This is a genomic window from Nocardia aegles (genome assembly GCF_052545135.1).
Map to the genome: position 1 here is coordinate 200,635 of NZ_JBQWRI010000004.1, position 19,118 is coordinate 219,752.

Annotated in this window: 17 protein-coding genes; 4 read left to right on the forward strand and 13 right to left on the reverse strand. The window is 68.2% G+C overall.

The genetic code is table 11. The features are described 5' to 3' along the window. Window positions 1-66: 66 nt before the first annotated feature. A complete protein-coding gene (locus tag ACT89H_RS14385) occupies window positions 67-2,490 on the reverse strand; it encodes an HAD-IC family P-type ATPase (RefSeq protein WP_445109091.1) in 2,424 nt (807 codons plus the stop codon). 33 nt (window positions 2,491-2,523) lie between these two features. Between ACT89H_RS14385 and rarD the strand changes: the two genes are divergently transcribed. The 3 genes from rarD to ACT89H_RS14400 all read left to right on the forward strand — a co-directional run bounded on the left by rarD (window position 2,524) and on the right by ACT89H_RS14400 (window position 4,322). Then, window positions 2,524-3,474, forward strand: a complete 951-nt coding sequence (rarD, locus tag ACT89H_RS14390) for an EamA family transporter RarD (RefSeq protein ID WP_445109331.1) — start codon at window positions 2,524-2,526, stop codon at window positions 3,472-3,474. Further along, the gene (locus ACT89H_RS14395) at window positions 3,408-3,752 is read left to right on the forward strand and encodes a type II toxin-antitoxin system VapC family toxin (RefSeq protein WP_445109332.1); all 345 of its coding nucleotides are present in this window, start codon (window positions 3,408-3,410) and stop codon (window positions 3,750-3,752) included. The genes rarD and ACT89H_RS14395 overlap by 67 nt, the downstream gene beginning before the upstream one ends. 75 nt (window positions 3,753-3,827) lie before the next feature. Then, complete coding sequence (locus tag ACT89H_RS14400) at window positions 3,828-4,322, forward strand: PaaI family thioesterase (protein ID WP_445109092.1); 495 nt, start codon at window positions 3,828-3,830, stop codon at window positions 4,320-4,322. Between the two features lie 74 nt (window positions 4,323-4,396). Here the strand turns inward: ACT89H_RS14400 and ACT89H_RS14405 are convergent, their stop codons facing one another. Together ACT89H_RS14405 and ACT89H_RS14410 are read right to left on the reverse strand one after the other, a co-directional pair. Then, window positions 4,397-4,942 (reverse strand): WKL family lipoprotein, encoded by a 546-nt coding sequence (locus tag ACT89H_RS14405; RefSeq protein ID WP_445109093.1) that lies wholly within the window; start codon window positions 4,940-4,942, stop codon window positions 4,397-4,399. 148 nt (window positions 4,943-5,090) lie between these two features. Next, window positions 5,091-6,422: a DNA polymerase IV gene (locus ACT89H_RS14410; protein ID WP_445109333.1), complete on the reverse strand. Its 1,332-nt coding sequence runs from the start codon at window positions 6,420-6,422 to the stop codon at window positions 5,091-5,093. A gap of 398 nt (window positions 6,423-6,820) precedes the next feature. Between ACT89H_RS14410 and ACT89H_RS14415 the strand changes: the two genes are divergently transcribed. Beyond that, the gene (locus tag ACT89H_RS14415) at window positions 6,821-7,708 is read left to right on the forward strand and encodes a UTP--glucose-1-phosphate uridylyltransferase (protein WP_445109094.1); all 888 of its coding nucleotides are present in this window, start codon (window positions 6,821-6,823) and stop codon (window positions 7,706-7,708) included. A 71-nt stretch (window positions 7,709-7,779) separates the two neighbouring features. Here the strand turns inward: ACT89H_RS14415 and ACT89H_RS14420 are convergent, their stop codons facing one another. The 10 genes from ACT89H_RS14420 to ACT89H_RS14465 form a co-directional block, all read right to left on the reverse strand. Next, complete coding sequence (locus tag ACT89H_RS14420) at window positions 7,780-8,307, reverse strand: C40 family peptidase (protein ID WP_445109334.1); 528 nt, start codon at window positions 8,305-8,307, stop codon at window positions 7,780-7,782. Between the two features lie 446 nt (window positions 8,308-8,753). Then, window positions 8,754-11,888, reverse strand: coding sequence for an isoleucine--tRNA ligase (gene ileS / locus ACT89H_RS14425; RefSeq protein ID WP_445109095.1), 3,135 nt, complete (start codon window positions 11,886-11,888; stop codon window positions 8,754-8,756). A gap of 271 nt (window positions 11,889-12,159) precedes the next feature. Then, the gene (locus tag ACT89H_RS14430; RefSeq protein WP_445109096.1) at window positions 12,160-12,360 is read right to left on the reverse strand and encodes a hypothetical protein; all 201 of its coding nucleotides are present in this window, start codon (window positions 12,358-12,360) and stop codon (window positions 12,160-12,162) included. A 78-nt stretch (window positions 12,361-12,438) separates the two neighbouring features. Then, a complete protein-coding gene (gene wag31 / locus ACT89H_RS14435) occupies window positions 12,439-13,296 on the reverse strand; it encodes a DivIVA-like cell division protein Wag31 (protein WP_445109097.1) in 858 nt (285 codons plus the stop codon). Between the two features lie 69 nt (window positions 13,297-13,365). After that, on the reverse strand, window positions 13,366-13,668 hold the full coding sequence (locus ACT89H_RS14440) for a YggT family protein (protein ID WP_039797136.1): 303 nt from the start codon (window positions 13,666-13,668) through the stop codon (window positions 13,366-13,368). 89 nt (window positions 13,669-13,757) lie between these two features. Next, window positions 13,758-14,534: a cell division protein SepF gene (locus ACT89H_RS14445; protein ID WP_445109098.1), complete on the reverse strand. Its 777-nt coding sequence runs from the start codon at window positions 14,532-14,534 to the stop codon at window positions 13,758-13,760. 105 nt (window positions 14,535-14,639) lie between these two features. Beyond that, on the reverse strand, window positions 14,640-15,401 hold the full coding sequence (locus ACT89H_RS14450; RefSeq protein WP_445109099.1) for a YggS family pyridoxal phosphate-dependent enzyme: 762 nt from the start codon (window positions 15,399-15,401) through the stop codon (window positions 14,640-14,642). A gap of 55 nt (window positions 15,402-15,456) precedes the next feature. After that, window positions 15,457-16,185 carry a peptidoglycan editing factor PgeF gene (gene pgeF, locus ACT89H_RS14455; protein WP_445109100.1) on the reverse strand — a complete coding sequence of 243 codons (729 nt, stop codon included), beginning with the start codon at window positions 16,183-16,185 and terminating at the stop codon, window positions 15,457-15,459. Window positions 16,186-16,797: 612 nt separating this feature from the next. Further along, the gene (gene ftsZ, locus ACT89H_RS14460) at window positions 16,798-18,042 is read right to left on the reverse strand and encodes a cell division protein FtsZ (RefSeq protein ID WP_445109101.1); all 1,245 of its coding nucleotides are present in this window, start codon (window positions 18,040-18,042) and stop codon (window positions 16,798-16,800) included. Window positions 18,043-18,395: 353 nt separating this feature from the next. Next, window positions 18,396-19,118, reverse strand: coding sequence for a cell division protein FtsQ/DivIB (locus tag ACT89H_RS14465; protein WP_445109102.1), 723 nt, complete (start codon window positions 19,116-19,118; stop codon window positions 18,396-18,398).

Below are 19,118 nucleotides of genomic sequence, written 5' to 3' on the forward strand. Positions count from 1 at the left end.
CTCCAAGTCTGAATGACCGCTTCGCACAAGGCTTCTCGTGGCGCGGCGAGTCAGACGTCCAGTCGCTCAGGCCGCTGCGCCGGGCGAGCTGGGCAGCAGTTGCCGCTTCTCGCCGCGCAGCGCCGCGCTCACCCACCAGGCCGCCTCGACGAGCACGATCCCGACCGCGCCGCAGACCACCGCCGCGCCGGTGAGCGCGGGGTCGGAGGGGTCGAGTTTGAAGAACTCGCGGGTGAACGGAACGGTGAACAGGAACACGTACGCCGCCACTGACACCGCGATCAGCACCACCTTCCACCACACGTACGGCCGCGCGACGATGGCGAGCACCCACACCGCGATCATGATCAAGGTGATGAGCGCCGTGGTGCCCGCCTGGACCTTCTGCTGCTCGGTGGCGTGCGGCCCGGCGTAGGCGATCAGGTAGGAGACGAACGTGGCCGCGCCGATCACCACACCCGAGGGGATCGCCAACCGCATGACGCGCCCGACGAAACCCGTACGGGCACGCTCGTTGTTGGGCGCGAGCGAAAGGATGAACGCCGGAATACCGATGGTGAACCAGGCCGCGATCGTGACGTGGCGGGGCAGGAACGGGTAGCCGATGGGCTCGTAATGGAAGATCTGCGAGCCGATCCCGGCCATGCCGACCAGGAAGGCGAGCAGCACGGAATAGACGGTCTTGGTGAGGAACAGATTCGAGACCCGCTCGATGTTGCCGATCACCCGGCGACCCTCACCGACCACGTACGGCAGCGTGGCGAACTTGTTGTCCAGCAGCACGATCTGCGCCACCGCCCTGGTCGCCGGGCTGCCCGAGCCCATCGCAACGCCGATGTCCGAATCCTTCAAGGCGAGTACGTCGTTCACCCCATCGCCGGTCATCGCCACCGTGTGCCCCCGCGACTGCAACGCCGACACCATGGCGCGCTTCTGATCCGGACGCACCCGGCCGAAGGTGGTGTTGTGATCCAGTACACCGGCCAATTCGTCGCGGTCGTCCGGCAATTCCCGCGCGTCGATCGGGTGGTCACCGCCGGGCAGAGCGAGCGAGGCGGCCACCGCGCCCACCGATACGGCGTTGTCGCCGGAGATGACCTTGATCGAAACGTTCTGGTCGGCGAAGTAGTCGAGTGTGTCGCGAGCGTCCGGCCGGACCTTCTGCTCCAGGACGACCAATGCGGCGGGCCGCACGGCCCCAGGGGCGTCCGCCGCGTCCACCGGCCGGTCGCCGCGCGCCAGCAACAGCACGCGCAGACCGGAGGCGCCGAGTTCCTCGGCGACCCGTGCGTCCGCGGAGTGCGGGTCGAGCAGCACGTCCGGTGCGCCGAGCAGCCAGTCGCCGTGTTCGCCGTAGGAGCAGCCGCTCCACTTCTTGGCCGAGGAGAACGGCGCGACGGCGGTGCGCTGCCAGCCGGGACCGTCCGGCAAGGCCTCGGCGATCGCCTGCACGCTCGCGTTCGGGCGTGGATCGTCGGCGGCCAGCGCGGCCAGCGCGGTGCGCACCTCGGTGTCGTCGAAGGTGTCCAGTGTCTTCAGGTCCGACAACCGCATGCCGTTCTCGGTCAGCGTGCCGGTCTTGTCCGCGCAGACCACGTCGACGCGGGCCAGCCCCTCGATCGCGGGCAACTCCTGGACCAGGCACTGGCGCCGGCCCAACCGCACCACGCCGACCGCGAACGCGATCGAGGTCATCAGCACCAGCCCCTCCGGCACCATCGGCACCAGCGCGGCCACCATGCCGGTGACCGCCGGTCGCCACGACTCGTCGCTGGAGACCAGTTGGTTGTAGATGCTCAGCAGGCCCGCGGGAATCAGCAGGTAGGTGATGAACTTCAGGATCTTGTCGATACCGCTGCGCAGTTCGGAGTGCACCAGGGTGAACTTGCTCGCCTCCTCGGCCAGCCGCGCCGCGTAGGCGTCCCGGCCGACCTTGGTGGCGCGATAGGCGCCCGACCCGGACACCACGTAGCTGCCCGACATCACCGTGGCGCCGACCGCCTTGTCGATCGGATCCGCTTCGCCGGTGAGCAGCGACTCGTCCACCTCGAGCTGCGCGGATTCCTCGACCGTGCCGTCCACCACGATCTGGTCGCCGGGACCGAGCTCGATCAGGTCGTCGAGTACCACCTCGCGCGGCGCGATCTCTAAGGCCCTGCCGTCCCTTCGGACGGTCGGCTTGGCCTGGCTGACGATGGCCAGCTCGTCCAGGGTGCGTTTGGCGCGGATCTCCTGGATGATGCCGACCGCGCTGTTGGCGACGATCAGCAGGCCGAACATGCCGTCGATGATCGATCCGGTGGCCAGCACCAGCACGAACAGAACGCCGAGAATGGCATTGATCCTGGTGAAGACGTTCGCGCGCACGATGTCGCGAACCGAACGGCTCGCGCGATCCGGAACGTCGTTGGTCAGTCCGTCGCGGCGACGTTGCTCGACCTCGGTAGCGGTCAATCCGGTCGCGCCCGATGCCTGCACGGTAATCGACATGACCGCAAGGCTACGGGACAACTACGTTCGTACATCGTGCGGCGAAGCAGGTCCATCCCCGGTGTAGCGTTCGGAACGAGCGCGTACTTCCTGTGGGGACTGTTCCCCGCGTTCTTCGGGTTGCTGGCGTTCGCCGGTCCGGGCGAGGTGGTGGCGCAGCGGATCGTCTGGACGCTGGTGGTCGTGCTGGCCGTGCTCGCCGTGACCGGCCGGATCCGCGAGCTGCGCGGCATCAGCGGCCGCGTCTGGCGCCTGGCGGCCGTCGCCTCCGTCGCGATCGCGCTGAACTGGGGCGTGTACGTCTACGGCGTCAACTCCGGGCACATCGTCGAGTGCGCGCTCGGCTACTTCATCAATCCGCTCGTCACGGTCGCGTTCGGCGTGGTGATCTTCCGGGAACGGCTGGCTGTGGCCCAGTGGGCCGCGCTGGGGCTCGGCGTGACCGCGGTGGCCGTGCTCACCGTCGACTACGGCCGACCACCGATCATCGCCTTGACGCTGGCCTGTTCCTTCGCCACCTACGGCCTGGTGAAGAAGGTGATTCCGTTGGACGCGCTGCGCGGCATCGCCGCCGAGGGCATCGTCGGCGCGCCCTTCGCGCTGGCCTTCGTGATCGCTCTCACGATCACCGGGCACAGCGAATTCGCCACCGGCCCAGGACATAGCGCATTGATGATGGCCACCGGACCGGTCACGCTTCTTCCGCTGCTGCTGTTCGCCGTCGCCGCCCAGCGGGTCGCGCTGTCCACCATGGGACTGCTGCAATACCTCACGCCCGCCTTGCAGATGACCTGGGGCGTCGCCGTCGCGCACGAGCCGATGCCCGCCTCCCGGTGGGCCGGTTTCGCTCTGATCTGGGCGGCGCTGGCGATCTTCACCGCCCACGCGCTCCTGCGGGCCCGGGACGCGCGGCGAGTATCGCGCGATGTCACCCTCCGGCACGGTTCGATGGGTACGAATGGGGCGTCTCGGCTGTCACGCTAGGCGAACTACGCCTTGGAGTGCTGCGAGCTTCGAGTCCTGACGTGTCGGCACGCAGGCTGGCGACCTACCAGCTCGCACAACGGTTTCAGCCACTCGAGGTGGATGAGACCGTCACGGAGCATTGGGCGCTGCTGGTCGCACGCCTCCGGGCCACCGGACGCAAGGTACCGATCAACGATTGCTGGATCGCGGCGACTGCACTGGCGCATGACATTCCGATCGTCACCCAAGATGGCGAGTACGAAGCGATGCCCGGCCTGACGGTGCGGAAGCTGTAGCATTCGTCGGAATTGGTCGTGAAGGTGTCGGATCCGACACTTCTGTGTGCTCCGGCTTCTCCGTAGCGTCGATGCATGACCGCGCCCAGACCCCTTCGCTCCCCCAGGCCGACGGCCGAGACGACTGCCGACCCGCTCGGCATGACCGGACAGGAAATCCTCCAGGGCACGCTCGACGGACGATTCCCGGGCGCGCCGTTGCTGCGCACACTCGGTTTCCGGCTGGCCGAGTTCGGCGCGGGGACCGTGGTCTTCGAGGGCGAGCCACGTGATCAGCTGTTCGACCCGGCGGGCGGGATGTACGGCGGCTTCGTGGCGACACTGCTCGAATCGGCCCTCGGCGCGGCCGTGCTGACGCGATTGGCGGGCGGGACGCGCAGCACGTCGGTCAAGATCGGTATCGACATTCACCGGGCCGTGCGCGGCGACACGGGAACGCTACGCTGCGAGGGCACCGCGCTCCACGTCGGCCCCACCACGGCCAGCGCGGAGGCCCGTCTGATCGGCGCCGAAGACGGCGACCTGTACGCGCACGCCACCTCGATGTACGCGGTTCTGCGCATGGTCTGAGCGGCGCACCGGCGCCGAACACGACGACGGGCCGGTCGTCGGGAAGACCCCGCGACCGACCCGGTCGAGTGCGATCAGCTGCAGGCCGAGGACTGCTGGCCGAGGTTGGTCAGCATGGTGCAGGCCCAGGTCTTCTGGATCTTCCACTTGCCGTTGTCGGCGACGAACGGCACGTCGACGATGTTCTCCTGGCCGTTGAGGATGAACTTGGCCTTCGCGTTCACACTGTCGCCGAACGAGGTGACGTCGGTGACCTCGATCTTCACATCGGCGCCCGACGCGGCCTGGGACAGGCGGTCCGGGAGCGTCGGATCGGCCTCGGCGCCCTGGACGTATTCCAGCTTCTCGGTGGAGGGCACCGACGGATCCAGCGCACGGGCGAGGGCGGTGTTCAGCTCCGTCGGAGTCGGGACCGCCGGCAGGTTCGCGCTCGCGCTCCCGGTCGCCTTGGCACTGGTCGACGTCTTTGCGACGGGCTTGCTGTCCTTGTCGTCGCCACCGCAGGCGGTCAGGCCAAGCGCGGCGACGATAGCCAGTCCGGCGATCGCGATGCGTCCAGTCTTACGAAGCTTCAACTGCTCGTCCTTTGCGTTCGAGAGGTCCGTGTCGTGTTCCACCATGGCAGCCGCCCCCGAACCGGCGGCGCTGCACGAGGTCCCAGGCTACCGGCCCCGGGTGGCGTCACCCGGATCCACATCGGACCGGCGATGGCCGTCGGCAGCGAACGTACGCGCCGGGCCGTACGATGTCGAGCCGCGAGGCACGCCGTCAGAGCAGGCTGTCCAGCGGATCGGCCCGGGTCAGGGCGGCATCGGCGGCGGCGAAGGTGCGCGCGGGCCCCGGTCCGCTGGAACGGGTTTCGAAGCGCACGGTCACCACGCCGAGCCCGGCGCCCTGCACCCAGCCGTGGCCGTGCTCGGGGTGCGACACGTCCATGCCGGGACGCCAGACCGTGACCGGCGAGACCGGCGCGGTGTGCGCGGCATCGCCGTGGTCGGCCGCGGGCGCCGGTTCGGATCCCGTTTCCGCCGTGTCGATCTCGGCGGCCGGACCGCGATCCAGTTCGGGGAACAGCGACTCCTGACGCACGGTCGACAGGCCGCCGTACCCGACTCCGACGAGGCGGATCGGCCCCAGCTCCCGGGGGTCGAGCGCCGAACGCTGCGCGGCGGCGGCGAGGGTGGCCAGGTCCTCGGTGGCGTAGGGCAACGTGAACGAGCGGGTGACGATACTCATATCGGACTTCTTCAGTTTGAGCACCACCGTGCGCGCGGCACGCCCGTCACCGGTCAGGCGCCGGTGCGCCGCGGCGGCCATGTCCTCGATGGCCGGACGCAGCTGCTCGAGGCTGACGATGTCGGTTTCGTAGGTGGTCTCGGCGCTGATCTGCTTCGCCTCGGTGCGTTCGGCGACCGGACGGTCATCGATGCCGCGCGCCAGCCGGTGCAGCGCGGCGCCGACGCTGCCGCCGAGAATCGACATCGCCTCCGATTCCGGCAGCGCGGCGAAGGCGCCCACGGTCTCGATCCCCAGCGAGCGCAATCGACTCTCCGCGACCGGGCCGATTCCCCACAGCTTGCGCACGGGCAGACCCGCCAGCAGACGCGGCTGCTCGACCGGCGAGATCACTCGCACGCCATCGGGTTTGGCCAAGCCGGAGGCGATCTTGGCCAATTGTTTTCCGGTGCCCGCGCCCACCGAAGCGGTCAAGCCGGTCCGTTCGCGCACCACCGCGCGCAATTCCGCACAGAACGCGTGCACCTCGGCGACCGTCGCGCCGGCCAGCTCGGCGGGCTCGCCGAACGCCTCGTCGTACGACAGTGTCTCCAGCACCGGGATGCGGCTGCGCAGCGCGTCGAAGACCTGCCCGCTGACCACGCCGTAGACGGCCCCGCGCGGCGGCACCACCACCGCCGTGACGCCGACCAACCGGCGCGCCTGATGCATCGGCATCGCCGACCGGGCGCCGAACGCACGTGCCTCGTAGCTGGCTCCGGCGACGACGCCGCGCCCGCCGGTCCCGCCGACCAGCACCGGCCTGCCGCGCAACGTCGGCCGGGTCAGCTGTTCGACCGAGGCGAAGAACGCGTCCATGTCCATGTGCAGAACCCAGCGCCGGGCCGCGCTGTCCGCGTCGGCGAGTACCGGTGGTGGCAGGCGCACCGAGCCTTCGCCGCGTGTTGTCCCGAGCCCGGTCGACGGCGCGACCGCGCGCTCGACGCTCGGCTTCTCGGTACGCACGGGTGCAATGTACGCCCGTCTACCGACAGTTCGGGGCCGGCGGTGACGCTGTCGGGTGGCTGTGCGCCGGCTGCCGGTTGCCCGCGGATGCCGGCGCTGCCGCTGTCTCGCCTCCCGGCGCCCATCCGGTCCCGCGAGACGGCTTTGATCTGCCGTTTCCCGCGCCGCGGCCGGGCACCGGACAGTCTGGAAACAGACCGCCGACGTGCCGTGGGGACAGAGCCTGACCCACGGTCCGATATGTGATGATCGGACCCATGAATATCCGCAAGGCCGTCATCCCGGCCGCTGGTATCGGCTCCCGGCTGCTTCCGCTGACCAAGGCCATCCCGAAGGAGATGCTGCCGGTCGGCGACAAGCCGGTGATCGAGCACACGGTCCGCGAGCTGGTCGCTTCGGGCATCACCGACATCACCATCGTGGTCAGCGGCGGAAAATCACTCATCCAGGACCACTTCCGACCCAATCCCGCGCTGGTGGCCCAGCTGCGCGCGGACGGCAAGACCGCCTTCGCCGACGCCGTCGAGGAGGTGGGCGAGCTGTCCCGGCTCGGCCACATCACCTACCTCGACCAGCACGGGCCGTACGGCAACGGCACCCCGGTGCTCAACGCCGCCCGTAATCTCGGCGACGAGCCCATGCTGGTGCTCTGGCCGGACGACGTGTTCGTCGCCGAGGTGCCACGGGCGCAGCAGCTCATCGATGCCTATGAGGCCACCGGAGCTCCCGTCCTCGCGCTGATGCCGATGGATCCCGCCGAGTCGCAGCGCTACGGCGTGCCGGTGGTCGCCGACGACCACGGCAACGGCCTGCTGCGTATCACCGGCCTGCGGGAGAAGCCGAAGCCGAAGGACGCGCCGTCGTCCTTCGCCGCGATCGGCGGCTACGTCGTCACCCCCGGCATCATCGACGAGCTGCGCAGGCAGACCGAAGCGTGGTACGAACACCGCACGGGTGAGGTGTATCTCACCGACGCGATCAACGTGCACGCGGCGAACAATCCGGTCTTCGGCCAGGTGATCCGCGGCCGGTGGTACGACACCGGCAACCCGGCCGACTACCTGGTCGCGCAATTCGCCTCGGCGCTGGCGCATCAGCAGTACGGGCCGTTGCTGCGCACCCTCGCCGAGGGCCTCGGCGACTGACCGCACACCACAGCGACCGGCCCCGACCCGTATTCGCGGATCGGGGCCGGTGCATCGCGGAGTAGCCGCGCTCAGAATCGGCGGATGGCGTAGATGTCGAAATCGTCGAGCGGACTGAAGCCGACCGGCACTCCCTGACCGTACGCGTTGAGCACCTGGCCATTTCCGGCGTAGAGACCGACGTGCGAGCCGTCACTGTTCAACACGACGACGTCTCCGACGGACAGCGCGGCCCGCGGGACGGGCGCGCCCACCTTCGCCTGTTGCCAGGTGGTCCGCGGAAGCCTCACTCCGACCTGGCGGTACGCCCACTGCACGAGGCCCGAGCAGTCCCAACTGTCGGGACCGGTCCCACCCCATTCATAGGGCTTGCCGATCTGCGTCATCGCCGCGGCCAGCGCGCCGAGGCCGAACACACTGGGCACCGGCAGGTCGGCCGAGCCGCTGGCGCTGCCCGACGACGAACTGCCACTGCCCGCCGAACCGAACGACGCGCTGCCCGGCCCGCCGCTGAAGCTGCCGGTGTCCGCCCAGGCGGGTCCGGCGAGCAGGAGGGTCGCGATGATCGAGAGCAAGAATCCGAGTGCGATGCGGTGCAACGATTTTCTCGGCACGTACTCGCCCCTTCCATGGGCGCAGTTGACTGGCCACCGATCGGCAGCCTGGCTAACACATGGCATCGGCAGCGGCCCCTGATGCGGAGCTGCGGCCACCCGCGCCGGACACATTCCCAGCACGGCCGAATTCCAAGTACGACACGCGAAGAAAGGAAACTGCCACCCCGGAGCTCAGGTGGGTAACGGCAGCGACATCGCAGATTGTGCCCGGGATATCGCCGAATTGTCGGGAATCAGCAAATTCTCAGCATATGATCTAAATCACTGTTTAAGTCGGACGCCGCGTGTCGCAGTACACCTGCCATCGAGTTGCCGTCCGATCGCGGACGCTGCCGCCGTGCGACCGGGACACCGGCACGAAGACCGCTCGGAACAGCAACCGGGGCGGGACCTTTCGGTCCCGCCCCGGCTAGCTGGATCTCCGGCGCTCAGGCCTTGGCGATCTTCGCGCGCACGCCGCCGACCAGATCGGCAGCCTCCGGACCGGCCTCGCCGAAGGTCAGCGTGGTGGCCAGGATCTCCCCCGCGATCAGATCACGATGGGTCTCGGCCCATGCGGCCCGCTCCACCGGAACCTCCAGGACCACGGTGATACGGTCGGAGACATCCAACCCGGCGGACTTCCTGGTCTCCTGCAAATCGCGGATCAGGTCCCGCGCCCAGCCCTCGGCCTCCAACTCCTCGGTGACCACCGAGTTCAGCACCACCAGACCCGCGTTCCCGGGCAGCGCCGCGGTCGACTCGGGCTCGGCCGCGACCAGACGCTGGGTGTACTCCTCCGGCAGCAGGGCGATCCCGGCCGCCCGAACCGTGCCGTCGGCGTCCTCGGACCACGCACCGGCTTTGACCGCCTTGATCACCGCCTGCACGTCCTTGCCCAGTCGCGGACCCGCGGCGCGGGCGTTGACCACCAGCTCGAACCGGCCGTGCGCGTCCACGTCGGTGGTCAGATCGACCTTCTTGACGTTGACCTCGTCGGCGACGATGTCGGCGAAGGGCGCCAGCCGCTCGGCGTCGGCCGCGGCGATGGTGACCTCGGCCAGTGGCAGCCGCACCCGCAGGTTCTGCGCCTTGCGCAGGCTCAGCACCGTCGAGCACACCACGCGAACCTCGTCCATGGCGGCGACCAGCTCCGAATCGTCGGGCAGCTCACCCTCCTTCGGCCAGTCGGCCAGGTGCACCGAGTCGCCGCCGGTCAGCCCGCGCCAGATGACCTCGGTGAGCAACGGCAGCAACGGCGCGGCCAGCCGGGTGACCACCTCCAGCACCGTGTGCAGGGTGTCCACCGCGTCGCGGTCCTCGCTCCAGAACCGCGCGCGGGACCGCCGCACGTACCAGTTGGTGAGCGCGTCGGCGAACGAGCGCAATTCCTCGCAGGCGCCGGCGATGTCGTAGGTCTCCAGCGCGTCGGTGATGACGTCCCTGGTTCGCGCCAGCTTCGCCAGGATGTAGCGATCGAGCACGTGCTGGGAATCCGTACGCCACACTCCGGGCTTCGAGGCGTACAGCTGCAAGAACGTCCACGCGTTCCACAGCGGCCGCAGCGCGTGACTCACGCCCTCGCGGATGCCGCGCTCGGTGACGATGAGGTTGCCGCCGCGCAGGATCGGCGAACTCATCAGGAACCAGCGCATCGCGTCCGAGCCGTCCCGGTCGAACACCTCGTTGACGTCCGGGTAGTTGCCCTTGGACTTGCTCATCTTCAGGCCGTCGTCGCCGAGCACGATGCCGTGCGCGGCAACGGTCTTGAACGCCGGGCTGTCGAACAGAGCCGTGGCCAGCACGTGCAGCGTGTAGAACCAGCCGCGAGTCTGTCCGTTGTACTCGACGATGAAATCACCCGGGAAGTGGCTGTCGAACCACTCCTTGTTCTCGAACGGGTAGTGCACCTGGGCATACGGCATCGAGCCGGACTCGAACCAGCAGTCCAGCACCTCCGGCACCCGGCGCATGGTCGATCTACCGGTCGGGTCGTCGGGATTCGGCCGGGTGAGCTCGTCGATCATCGGACGGTGCAGATCGGCCGGGCGCACACCGAAGTCGCGCTCCAGCTCGTCCAGCGAACCGTAGACGTCGACGCGCGGGTAGGCCGGATCGTCGGACACCCACACCGGGATCGGGCTGCCCCAGTAGCGGTTGCGGCTGACGTTCCAGTCGCGCGCGCCTTCCAGCCACTTGCCGAACTGGCCGTCGCGGATGTGCTCGGGCACCCAGGTGATCTGCTTGTTCAGTTCCACCATACGATCGCGGAACTTGGTGACCGCGACGAACCAGGAGGGCACGGCCATGTAGATCAGCGGCTGCCCGGAGCGCCAGCTGTGCGGGTAGGAGTGCTCGATCGTCTCGTGCCGCAACAGCTTTCCCGCGGCCTTGAGGTCCTTGATGATCACCGGGTTGGCGTCGAACACCATCAGGCCCTCGTACGGCGGGACCATGGAGGTGAACTTGCCGCCCGGATCCAGCGGCTGCACCAGCTCGATGCCGTGGGCGGAGGCGACGTCCATGTCCTCCTCACCGAAGGCGGGCGCCAGATGCACGATGCCCGTTCCGGAGTCGGTGGTCACGTAGTCGGCGGTGAGCACCCGGTGTGCGTTGGGATGACCGAGGAAGAAGTCGAACGGCGGCGCGTAGGACAGATCCGCCAGCGCGGCGCCCTCGAACTCGGCGAGCAGCTCCGGCTCCGCGCCGAACTCCCGCGCGTAGTGCGAAACCCGTTCGGCCGCGAGCACATAGCGTTTGCCGTCGGCCGCGCGCAGGTGCACGTAACGGACGTCGGGGTGCACCGCGATCGCCAGGTTGGACGGCAGCGTCCACGGCGTGGTGGTCCAGATCAGCGCGTTGGCGCCGTCGAGTTCGTGCAGCGGATGCTCCGCGGGCACCCGCAACGCCATATCGACGGTGACCGCCGGATCCTGGCGCATCTTGTAGGCGTCGTCGAGGCGGGTTTCCTGATTCGACAGCGGTGTCTGCTCGTACCAACTGTAGGGCAGCACCCGGAAGCCCTGATAGATCAGTCCTCTGTCGTACAGCGATTTGAACGCCCACATCACCGACTCCATGAAGTCGGTGTCCAGCGTCTTGTAGTCGTTGTCGAAGTCGACCCAGCGGGCCTGGCGCGTCACGTAGTCGCGCCATTCGCCGGTGTAGCGCAGCACCGATGTTTTGCAGGCCGCGTTGAATTCCGCGAGCCCCATCGCGTCGATCTGTGATTTGTCCGTGATACCGAGCTGCTTTTCGGCTTCGATTTCCGCGGGCAATCCGTGGCAGTCCCAGCCGAATCGCCGGTCTACCCGCTTGCCGCGCATCGTCTGGAAACGCGGGACGAGGTCTTTGACGTATCCGGTGAGCAAATGTCCGTAATGCGGCAGACCGTTGGCAAAGGGCGGCCCGTCATAGAAGACGAATTCGGCTGCACCTGAACGGTTTTCGATACTCGCGCGGAAGGTGTCGGCGGCCGCCCACGCGTCGAGCACGCGGCGCTCCATCTCGGGGAACGTCGCCCCACCGCCGACGCTCAGGTCGACGCGCGGGTACGCGCTGTTGCTGGAAGTGTGGTCCGCCATGGCGGATACGTCTCCTCGTGCCGAGTCGTTGGCACGGGGACGATGACGGCGCCCGGTGCGCCGAAACCGCGGTACCACCCCGCTTGCCCGGCAGGACGAACACCGGACCTCTCATTCGCGAGCTGTGACGGGCTCACCCGTTCGGTTCTACTGAGCGCCCGGCCCGCAGGCCGTGTCGCCGTTCTTCCGAAGGCTCCCCGGTGATGGCCGGATCGACGCCGTTTTCATGTTTGATTCTAGCCGGAGCGGTCAACTCACTTTATGAGGCAGGTCAGCGTTTGGCATGACGACCAGGAGGCGGCGGGGAATCACCATCCGGACTCCGCATGGACAGAGCACTCACCAACAGGAGCATCGCGCCGATGACGCACACCGCGATGCAGCCCCACGCCCAGATCACTGATCCGGTGGTGAGCGCGGCCACGAGCAAGGCGAAGCCGATCGCGGCAAGAACGAGTGTCAAGACGAGCATGGTGACCCCCAAGGCATGCCGGGCGGCTCGACAGTTCCTCTAACGGTAGGCGAACTGCTGCGCTGGGGCGCGGCTGCGCTACTTACCGCCCTTGGCGAACGACGCCGGCGCGAGGTTGTTCGCCGTGTTGGTATCCACGAACGCTTCGCCGCCGTCGACCGGCACGGCCGAGCCACGGTTCTCCAGCTCCTCGAGCTGCGACTCCAGGTACGACTTCAACCGCACCCGGTACTCCCGCTCGAACGTCTTGAGCTGCTCGATCCGGCTCTCCAGCACACTGCGCTGCTGCGTGATGGTCGCCATGATCTCGGCGTGCTGGCGTTCCGCCTCCGCCCGCAACGTGTCGGCCTTCTCCTTGGCCTGGCGCAGCTGGCTGTCCGAGCGGCTCTGCGCGTCCGACAGCATCGCGTCCGACTTCTGCCGGGCGTCGGCGATCATGGCCTCGGACCGCGTCCTGGCGTCCCCGACCAGTCGCTCGGAATTCGCCCGGGCATTCGACAGCAAGCTCTCCGCCTCGGCCTTGGCGTCGCTGGTCAGCCGATCCGCCATCTCCTGGGCGAGGCTGAGCACCTTGGCGGCCTGCAGGTTCGCGTCCGCGCTCGGCGTTTCCTTGGCCACCGGGGCGGCGGGCATCGGAGCCGGCGGCGCGACCGGAACCGGGGGCTTGATCGGCTCCGGCGGCGGCGGCGGGGCCTGCGGAATGGGCGGTTTCGGTGCGTTCACCCCGGCCGGGCCGCGGTTCTTCTTGGCGTCGGCCAATTCCGCGTCGAGTTCGGCGACCCGCTGACGCAGATCGGCGTTCTCCTCGATCAGACGAGAGAGCTCCTGTTCCACCAGATCCAGGAACGCGTCGACTTCGTCCTCGTTGTAGCCGCGCTTCCCGATCGGCGGTTTGCTGAACGCGACGTTGTGCACATCGGCTGGGGTCAGCGGCATGGAAGGATCCCTTCACGCGTCTTTTGGAGATCTAGCAGATCTAGCAAGCTGTCTTCACGGCCCATTCTGTCACACCGGAGCTACCGGCTGCCCGAGCCTGCCCACTATCGACATCAGGATGAAGACGATGAAAAGCAGGACCATAATCGACAGATCCAGGCGAATTCCGCCCAGTGACACCGGAGGTATCAAGCGCCTGAGCAGTTTCACCGGGGGGTCGGTGATCGTGAAGATCACCTCCAGGACGACGACCACGACACCAGTAGGACGCCAGTCTCGGGCAAAGCTACGGATGAACTCGACGATCACCCGGCTGATCAGCAACAGCCAGAAGATGAACAGTACGAAGTACAGCACCGCGAACAAGGCCACGAGTTCACTCTGCCGTAAAAATCGCCTCGCGCAAAATGACCGCGCCGCACAACCTGCGCCCGGTCTGCTCCACCCCCCAGATCACGAGCTTATTTCTGGTTGTAGAAGCCGGTTTCCGCGATGCGTCTGCGTTCTTCCGCTGATACGTCGACATCGGCCGGTGAGAGCAGGAACACCTTTGTCGCCACCTTGTCGAACGACCCGCGCAGCGCGAAGGCCAGGCCCGCGGCGAAGTCGACCAGCCGCTTGGCGTCGGCGTTGCTCAGATCGACCAGATCCATGATCACCGGATTGCCCTCGCGGAACCGTTCGCCGATGATCCGAGCCTCGCTGTAGTCGCGCGGGCGCAGCGTCGTGATCTTGGACAAGGGGCCTCCGTCCTCGAAGATCCCGGGCCGCCGCACCGGGGCGGGCTCGGGACGCACGCGCTCCTCCAACCTGCGCTCCTCGGCGTCGGGGTCGACGGCGAGCGCACCATGGGTCGCACCGCGCAGCGGAGGCGCGCTCCCGCCCGCACGGAACCGTCCCGACGGCGCGGAGTCGATCCGGGTGGGACGCCGGGGCGGGTCGTAGCGGTCGTCGCCGTAGGGCTCGTCGGTGTAGTCGTCGCGCCGCGACACCGGGTAACCCGCCTTGTAGGGCGACTTGTACGCGGGCTCGGGGTAGTCGAGGTCATCGAAACGGCTTGCGCCGTACCGGTCGTCGGCATAGCGATCGACGTAGCCGTCGGAGTAGTCACGGGGCCGGGGCCGGCGCGCGCCGCGCTCGTCCGCCCCTCGGGGAGCGCGATCGTCGACGTAGTCGTCTTCGTAATCCTCGAGCGGAACCATGCCGAAGTACGCCTTGAACTTGTGCAGCGTGCTCATTGGTCGACCTTCCTTCGGCCCCGGTGGCGGCCGGGTGTTGAAGTCTTGCTCAGCCCTCTTCAGATCCCAGCATATGTGTCGAATGTGACTGATGAGGTTTCTTTGCTAGCCCGAGGTTATCGGTCGCATACCCATCAAGGCGGTACCGACACGCACAACCGTCGAACCGTGTTCGATCGCGGATTCCAGATCCCCGGACATTCCCGCGGAAAGTTCGGTCGCGTCCGGATGATCGGTGATCAACAACGTGCGCAACATCGCAAGTCGCGCAAATGCGGCATCGGACTCCGCGCCCAAGGGTGGAATGGCCATCAGACCCGACAAACGTAATCCGGGAGCGTCCGCAATCCGCTGCGCGAGCGCGGGCAGATCTCCAGCGGCGACACCGCCTCGCGCGGGGTCGTCGTCCAGGCTCACCTGGAGCAATACGCGAAGCGGTTCGGTGCGCTCCCCCGCATCCAGCGCGGCGACGGCACCCGCGTCAAGTGCGGTTGCCAGCCGTTCGCTGTCGACCGAGTGGACGGTGTGCGCCCAGCGGGCGACACTGCGCGCCTTGTTCCGCTGCAACCGTCCGATCATGTGCCAGCGGATGCCGGAGAGGTCTTCCTCACGCAACGCCGCCACCTTCGCGGCCGCCTCCTGCTCCCGCGACTCGCCGAACTCGCGCCGCCCGAGCCGGTGCAGGATCGCCACGTCCGAAGCGGGGAAGAATTTCGTCACCGGCAGCAGCCGTACCGAATCCGGCGCCCGGCCCGCCGCTCGACACGCCGCGTCGATGCGGGCGAGCAGACCCGCCAGGTTGTCCGACAGCTCGGCGGTCCTGGCGGTGAGCGCGGCGTCCAGCGTGGTCTCCGCTTCGGCGCTCATGCGCGCACCTCCCCGGTGCACGGCGCCATGACCGCGGGTGCGGCAGTTCGCGCGCTCACGCGGCGGCCTCCATCCAGATCACCCCGCCGATCCGGCCGGTGGGCGCGCCACGGCGATGACTGAACAGGGTGTGGTCCTCGATGGTGCAACGCGGGTCGACCGCGATCGCGCCGACACCCGCCTCGGTGAGCTGCCGGGAGATGCCCGCGCGCAGATCCAGGCCCGGGGTACCGCGGACCGTGGTGGTCGCGCTGCCGGGCAGATGCGCTTCGACGTCGGCGCGCATCGCGGCGGGCACTTCGTACCGACGGCCGGAGGCGGCGGGCCCGAGCAACGCGCCGACCCGGTCCAGGCGGGCGCCGACCGAGACCATCGCGTCGAGCACGCGCGGCACGATGCCGATGCGAGCGCCGATCCGCCCCGCGTGCACCGCGGCGATTACACCCGCCTCGTCGTCGGACAGCAGGATGGGCACGCAGTCGGCGGTGAGCACGACCAGCGCGAGGCCCGGCACGGTGGTCACGAGCGCGTCGGTGGCGGGAACCGCTTCCGCGCGCGGGCCGTCGACGATCTCCACGTTGCGGCCGTGGATCTGTTCCATCCAGACCAGGCGCTCCGGCGGCAGGCCGATGCCCTCGGCCAGCCGGTCGCGGTTGCGCCGCACGACCGCCGGATCGTCACCGACGTGGTCGCCCAGATTGAACGAGTCGTAGGGTGGCGCCGAGAAGCCTCCGGACCTGGTCGTGGTGACCCGTCGGACAGTGATGGTCGGCGCGATAGTCATGGCGACGAGCGTAGTGGCGCTCGGTGAAGGGCGGCGAAATGCCCAGGTAGAAAGAAGATCTTGGCCCTGGGCGGGATCAGTTGCGTCGCATCGGGCGCCTCGGCGCCCGATCCCGCCCGGCCGCCCCCCGCGCCGGGGTTTCCCCGAGATTCTGTGCGCAGTCGCACTCCGGGACACCGCCTCGGCGGGTCCCTTCGACCCGTCCCGGCACGGGCCGGGATCGCTCCTTCCAGTTCGGTCCCGGCCTGCGCGGAACCGATTCCAGCGCCTGATGAGTGCGGTCGGACGTAGTCCGTCCTCAGCACCGCGCACGGCGGGAGCGAAGCCGGAGGTACGCCTAAAAGGCGCAGCCGGACGTAGTCCATCGTCAGCCTTGCGCATGGCCGCAGCGAAGGCGGAGGTACGCCTGAAAGGCGCAACCAGACGTAGGTCCGCCCTCAACCCCGCGCACGGCCGCAGCGAAGGCGGAGGTACGCAAAACGGCCGCAGCCGGACATAGTCCGTCCTCAATCCGCGCACGGCCGCAGCCATGGCGAAGGTACGCAAAACGGGCGCAGCCGGACATAGTCCGTCCTCAACCCGCGCATGGCCGGAGCGAATGTGAAGGTACGCCTAACTCCTCCGCATGAAGATCGGCACGTCCACGTCGTCGTCATCGTCGCCGGCGTCCGGCGGCGTGATGGGCGATCGCGTGCCGCTGGTTGCGGACGGCTCGCCGAGTGGGCGCGGCCGTTCGGTGTCCCGGTAGCTCAAGCTACCGCGGCCCGCCGTGCCCGGGACGGAGGTGCTGGGCGTGCTGTCGCTGCCGCGCGCGGCGATCTCGCTGGTTCGGCTCTGCCCGATCTCGCCGGAGCGCGCCGTGCCGATGGTGGTGCGGCCGGGAGTCTCGAAGGTGCGCCGGACCGCGGGGCCGCCACCGTCGAAGCCCGCCGCGATCACGGTGACCCGCACCTCGTCGCCGAGCGAGTCGTCGATCACGGTGCCGAAGATGATGTTGGCCTCGATGTGCGCGGCCTCCTGCACCAGCGAGGCCGCCTCGTTGATCTCGAACAACCCGAGATCGGACCCGCCCGCGATCGACAGCAGCACGCCGTGCGCGCCGTCCATGGAGGCTTCCAGCAGCGGCGAATTGATCGCCGCCTCGGCCGCTTTCACCGAGCGGCCCTCGCCGCGCGCCGAACCGATACCCATCAGCGCGCTGCCCGCGCCGGACATCACGCTCTTGACATCGGCGAAGTCGACGTTGATCAGGCCCGGGGTAGTGATCAGGTCGGTGATGCCCTGCACACCGTTGAGCAGCACCTCGTCGGCGGAGCGGAACGCGTCCATCAGGCTCACCGCGGCGTCGCCGAGCTGCAGCAGCCGGTCGTTCGGGATGACGATCAGCGTGTCGCACGACTCGCGCAGCAGATTGATCCCGACCTCGGCCTGATTCCCGCGCCGCTTGCCCTCGAAGGAGAACGGGCGGGTGACCACGCCGATGGTCAGCGCGCCGAGCTTGCGCGCGATCTGCGCGACGACCGGTGCGCCACCGGTACCGGTGCCGCCGCCCTCGCCCGCGGTCACGAAGACCATGTCGGCGCCCTTGAGCACCTCTTCGATCTCGTCCTTGTGGTCCTCGGCGGCCTTACGGCCGACCTCGGGGTCCGCGCCTGCTCCGAGACCTCGGGTCAGCTCGCGGCCGACGTCGAGCTTGACGTCGGCATCGCTCATCAGCAGCGCCTGCGCGTCGGTGTTGACCGCGATGAACTCGACACCTTTGAGTCCCTGCTCGATCATCCGGTTGACGGCATTCACACCGCCGCCGCCGATACCGACGACCTTGATCACCGCAAGGTAGTTGTGCGGGGGCGTCATGGGCTCTCGCCTTCCTTCGATCTAAAGCCTGTCGTTTCCGGATGCTCGGCACACCGCCTTTTCGGCCCGGTCCGGAGGTCGGATCGCTGCGAGGAGCGAACCGCGGCTCGGGCAAACCCTAAAGCTCAACCATAGGGTTAGCGTTATGTCAAGTATCCGACTGGTGCGGAACGCTATTCGCAGCCGACGCGATACGCGCGCAGGCGCGCCGAAACGAGAGCCAGAATCTTGCGTGATCCCGCTCGTCTCGCCGCTCCACACGTCGTATGGTGAACGGTTGCCCCCCGGCTCCCTTCTCGGCGGCGGAACCGCTCCCGGATCGCCGAAAATTACCTGGGCGCAATGGGTGTGGATCACTTTACCGTGACCAGATTGGGACTCGACACATCGAACACCGTTCCGGGGCGCGTCAACAACGGCAATACGACCGCCGCCTTTCGCTCGGCGTCGTCGCTCCCGCCCCAGAGTACCGTGCGGCCGTCCTTCAGATTCAGCGAAATATCCGAAATGGATCGTGCCGCAACCTCGCTCACCTGGACCGCCAGCGCAGGCGGCACGATGGCGATCACCGAGACCGCCGCCCTGGTCACGGGATCGGCGCCGCCCGGATGATCGGTGATCAACTTCGGCACGCCGATCGGCACGGCCTCGACCGCGAATTCCACGCCCTCAGCGTCCAGCAGATGCGCGCCGTCGGGGCTGTCGTAGAACAACACCGCGGCGCGCTCGACGACCGTCACCCGGATCGTGGACGGAAATACCCGTTGCACCCGTGCCGAACGCACCTTCGGAATGCTCGCCACCCGCCGGGCCACAGCATTGGTGTCGATCCGGAAGATCGAGCGGCCGGAAGGAATTTCGAGCACATCCCGCACCTGTTGTTCGGGCACCGCCACCGCACCCTCGATCCGCACGGTGCGCACCGAGAGCACCGGGGTGAACCAGGCGAGCGCACAGAGCACGGCGAGGACGCACACGCTCAGCAATGCCCACAAGCGAATTCGGCGCCAGTCGAGCTCGCCGAACCGATCACCCGCGCGGCGCCCGGCCGCGCGCGCCGACCCGACCCCGCGCAC

Bases quoted from the DNA above. Each gene is read 5' to 3' on its own strand.
- ACT89H_RS14385 (WP_445109091.1), bottom strand. From the start codon at position 2,490: ATGTCGATTACCGTGCAGGCATCGGGCGCGACCGGATTGACCGCTACC.
- ACT89H_RS14400 (WP_445109092.1), top strand. From the start codon at position 3,828: ATGACCGCGCCCAGACCCCTTCGCTCCCCCAGGCCGACGGCCGAGACG.
- ACT89H_RS14405 (WP_445109093.1), bottom strand. From the start codon at position 4,942: ATGGTGGAACACGACACGGACCTCTCGAACGCAAAGGACGAGCAGTTG.
- ACT89H_RS14410 (WP_445109333.1), bottom strand. From the start codon at position 6,422: ATGGACATGGACGCGTTCTTCGCCTCGGTCGAACAGCTGACCCGGCCG.
- ACT89H_RS14415 (WP_445109094.1), top strand. From the start codon at position 6,821: ATGAATATCCGCAAGGCCGTCATCCCGGCCGCTGGTATCGGCTCCCGG.
- ileS (WP_445109095.1), bottom strand. From the start codon at position 11,888: ATGGCGGACCACACTTCCAGCAACAGCGCGTACCCGCGCGTCGACCTG.
- ACT89H_RS14430 (WP_445109096.1), bottom strand. From the start codon at position 12,360: ATGCTCGTCTTGACACTCGTTCTTGCCGCGATCGGCTTCGCCTTGCTC.
- wag31 (WP_445109097.1), bottom strand. From the start codon at position 13,296: ATGCCGCTGACCCCAGCCGATGTGCACAACGTCGCGTTCAGCAAACCG.
- ACT89H_RS14445 (WP_445109098.1), bottom strand. From the start codon at position 14,534: ATGAGCACGCTGCACAAGTTCAAGGCGTACTTCGGCATGGTTCCGCTC.
- ACT89H_RS14450 (WP_445109099.1), bottom strand. From the start codon at position 15,401: ATGAGCGCCGAAGCGGAGACCACGCTGGACGCCGCGCTCACCGCCAGG.
- pgeF (WP_445109100.1), bottom strand. From the start codon at position 16,185: ATGACTATCGCGCCGACCATCACTGTCCGACGGGTCACCACGACCAGG.
- ftsZ (WP_445109101.1), bottom strand. From the start codon at position 18,042: ATGACGCCCCCGCACAACTACCTTGCGGTGATCAAGGTCGTCGGTATC.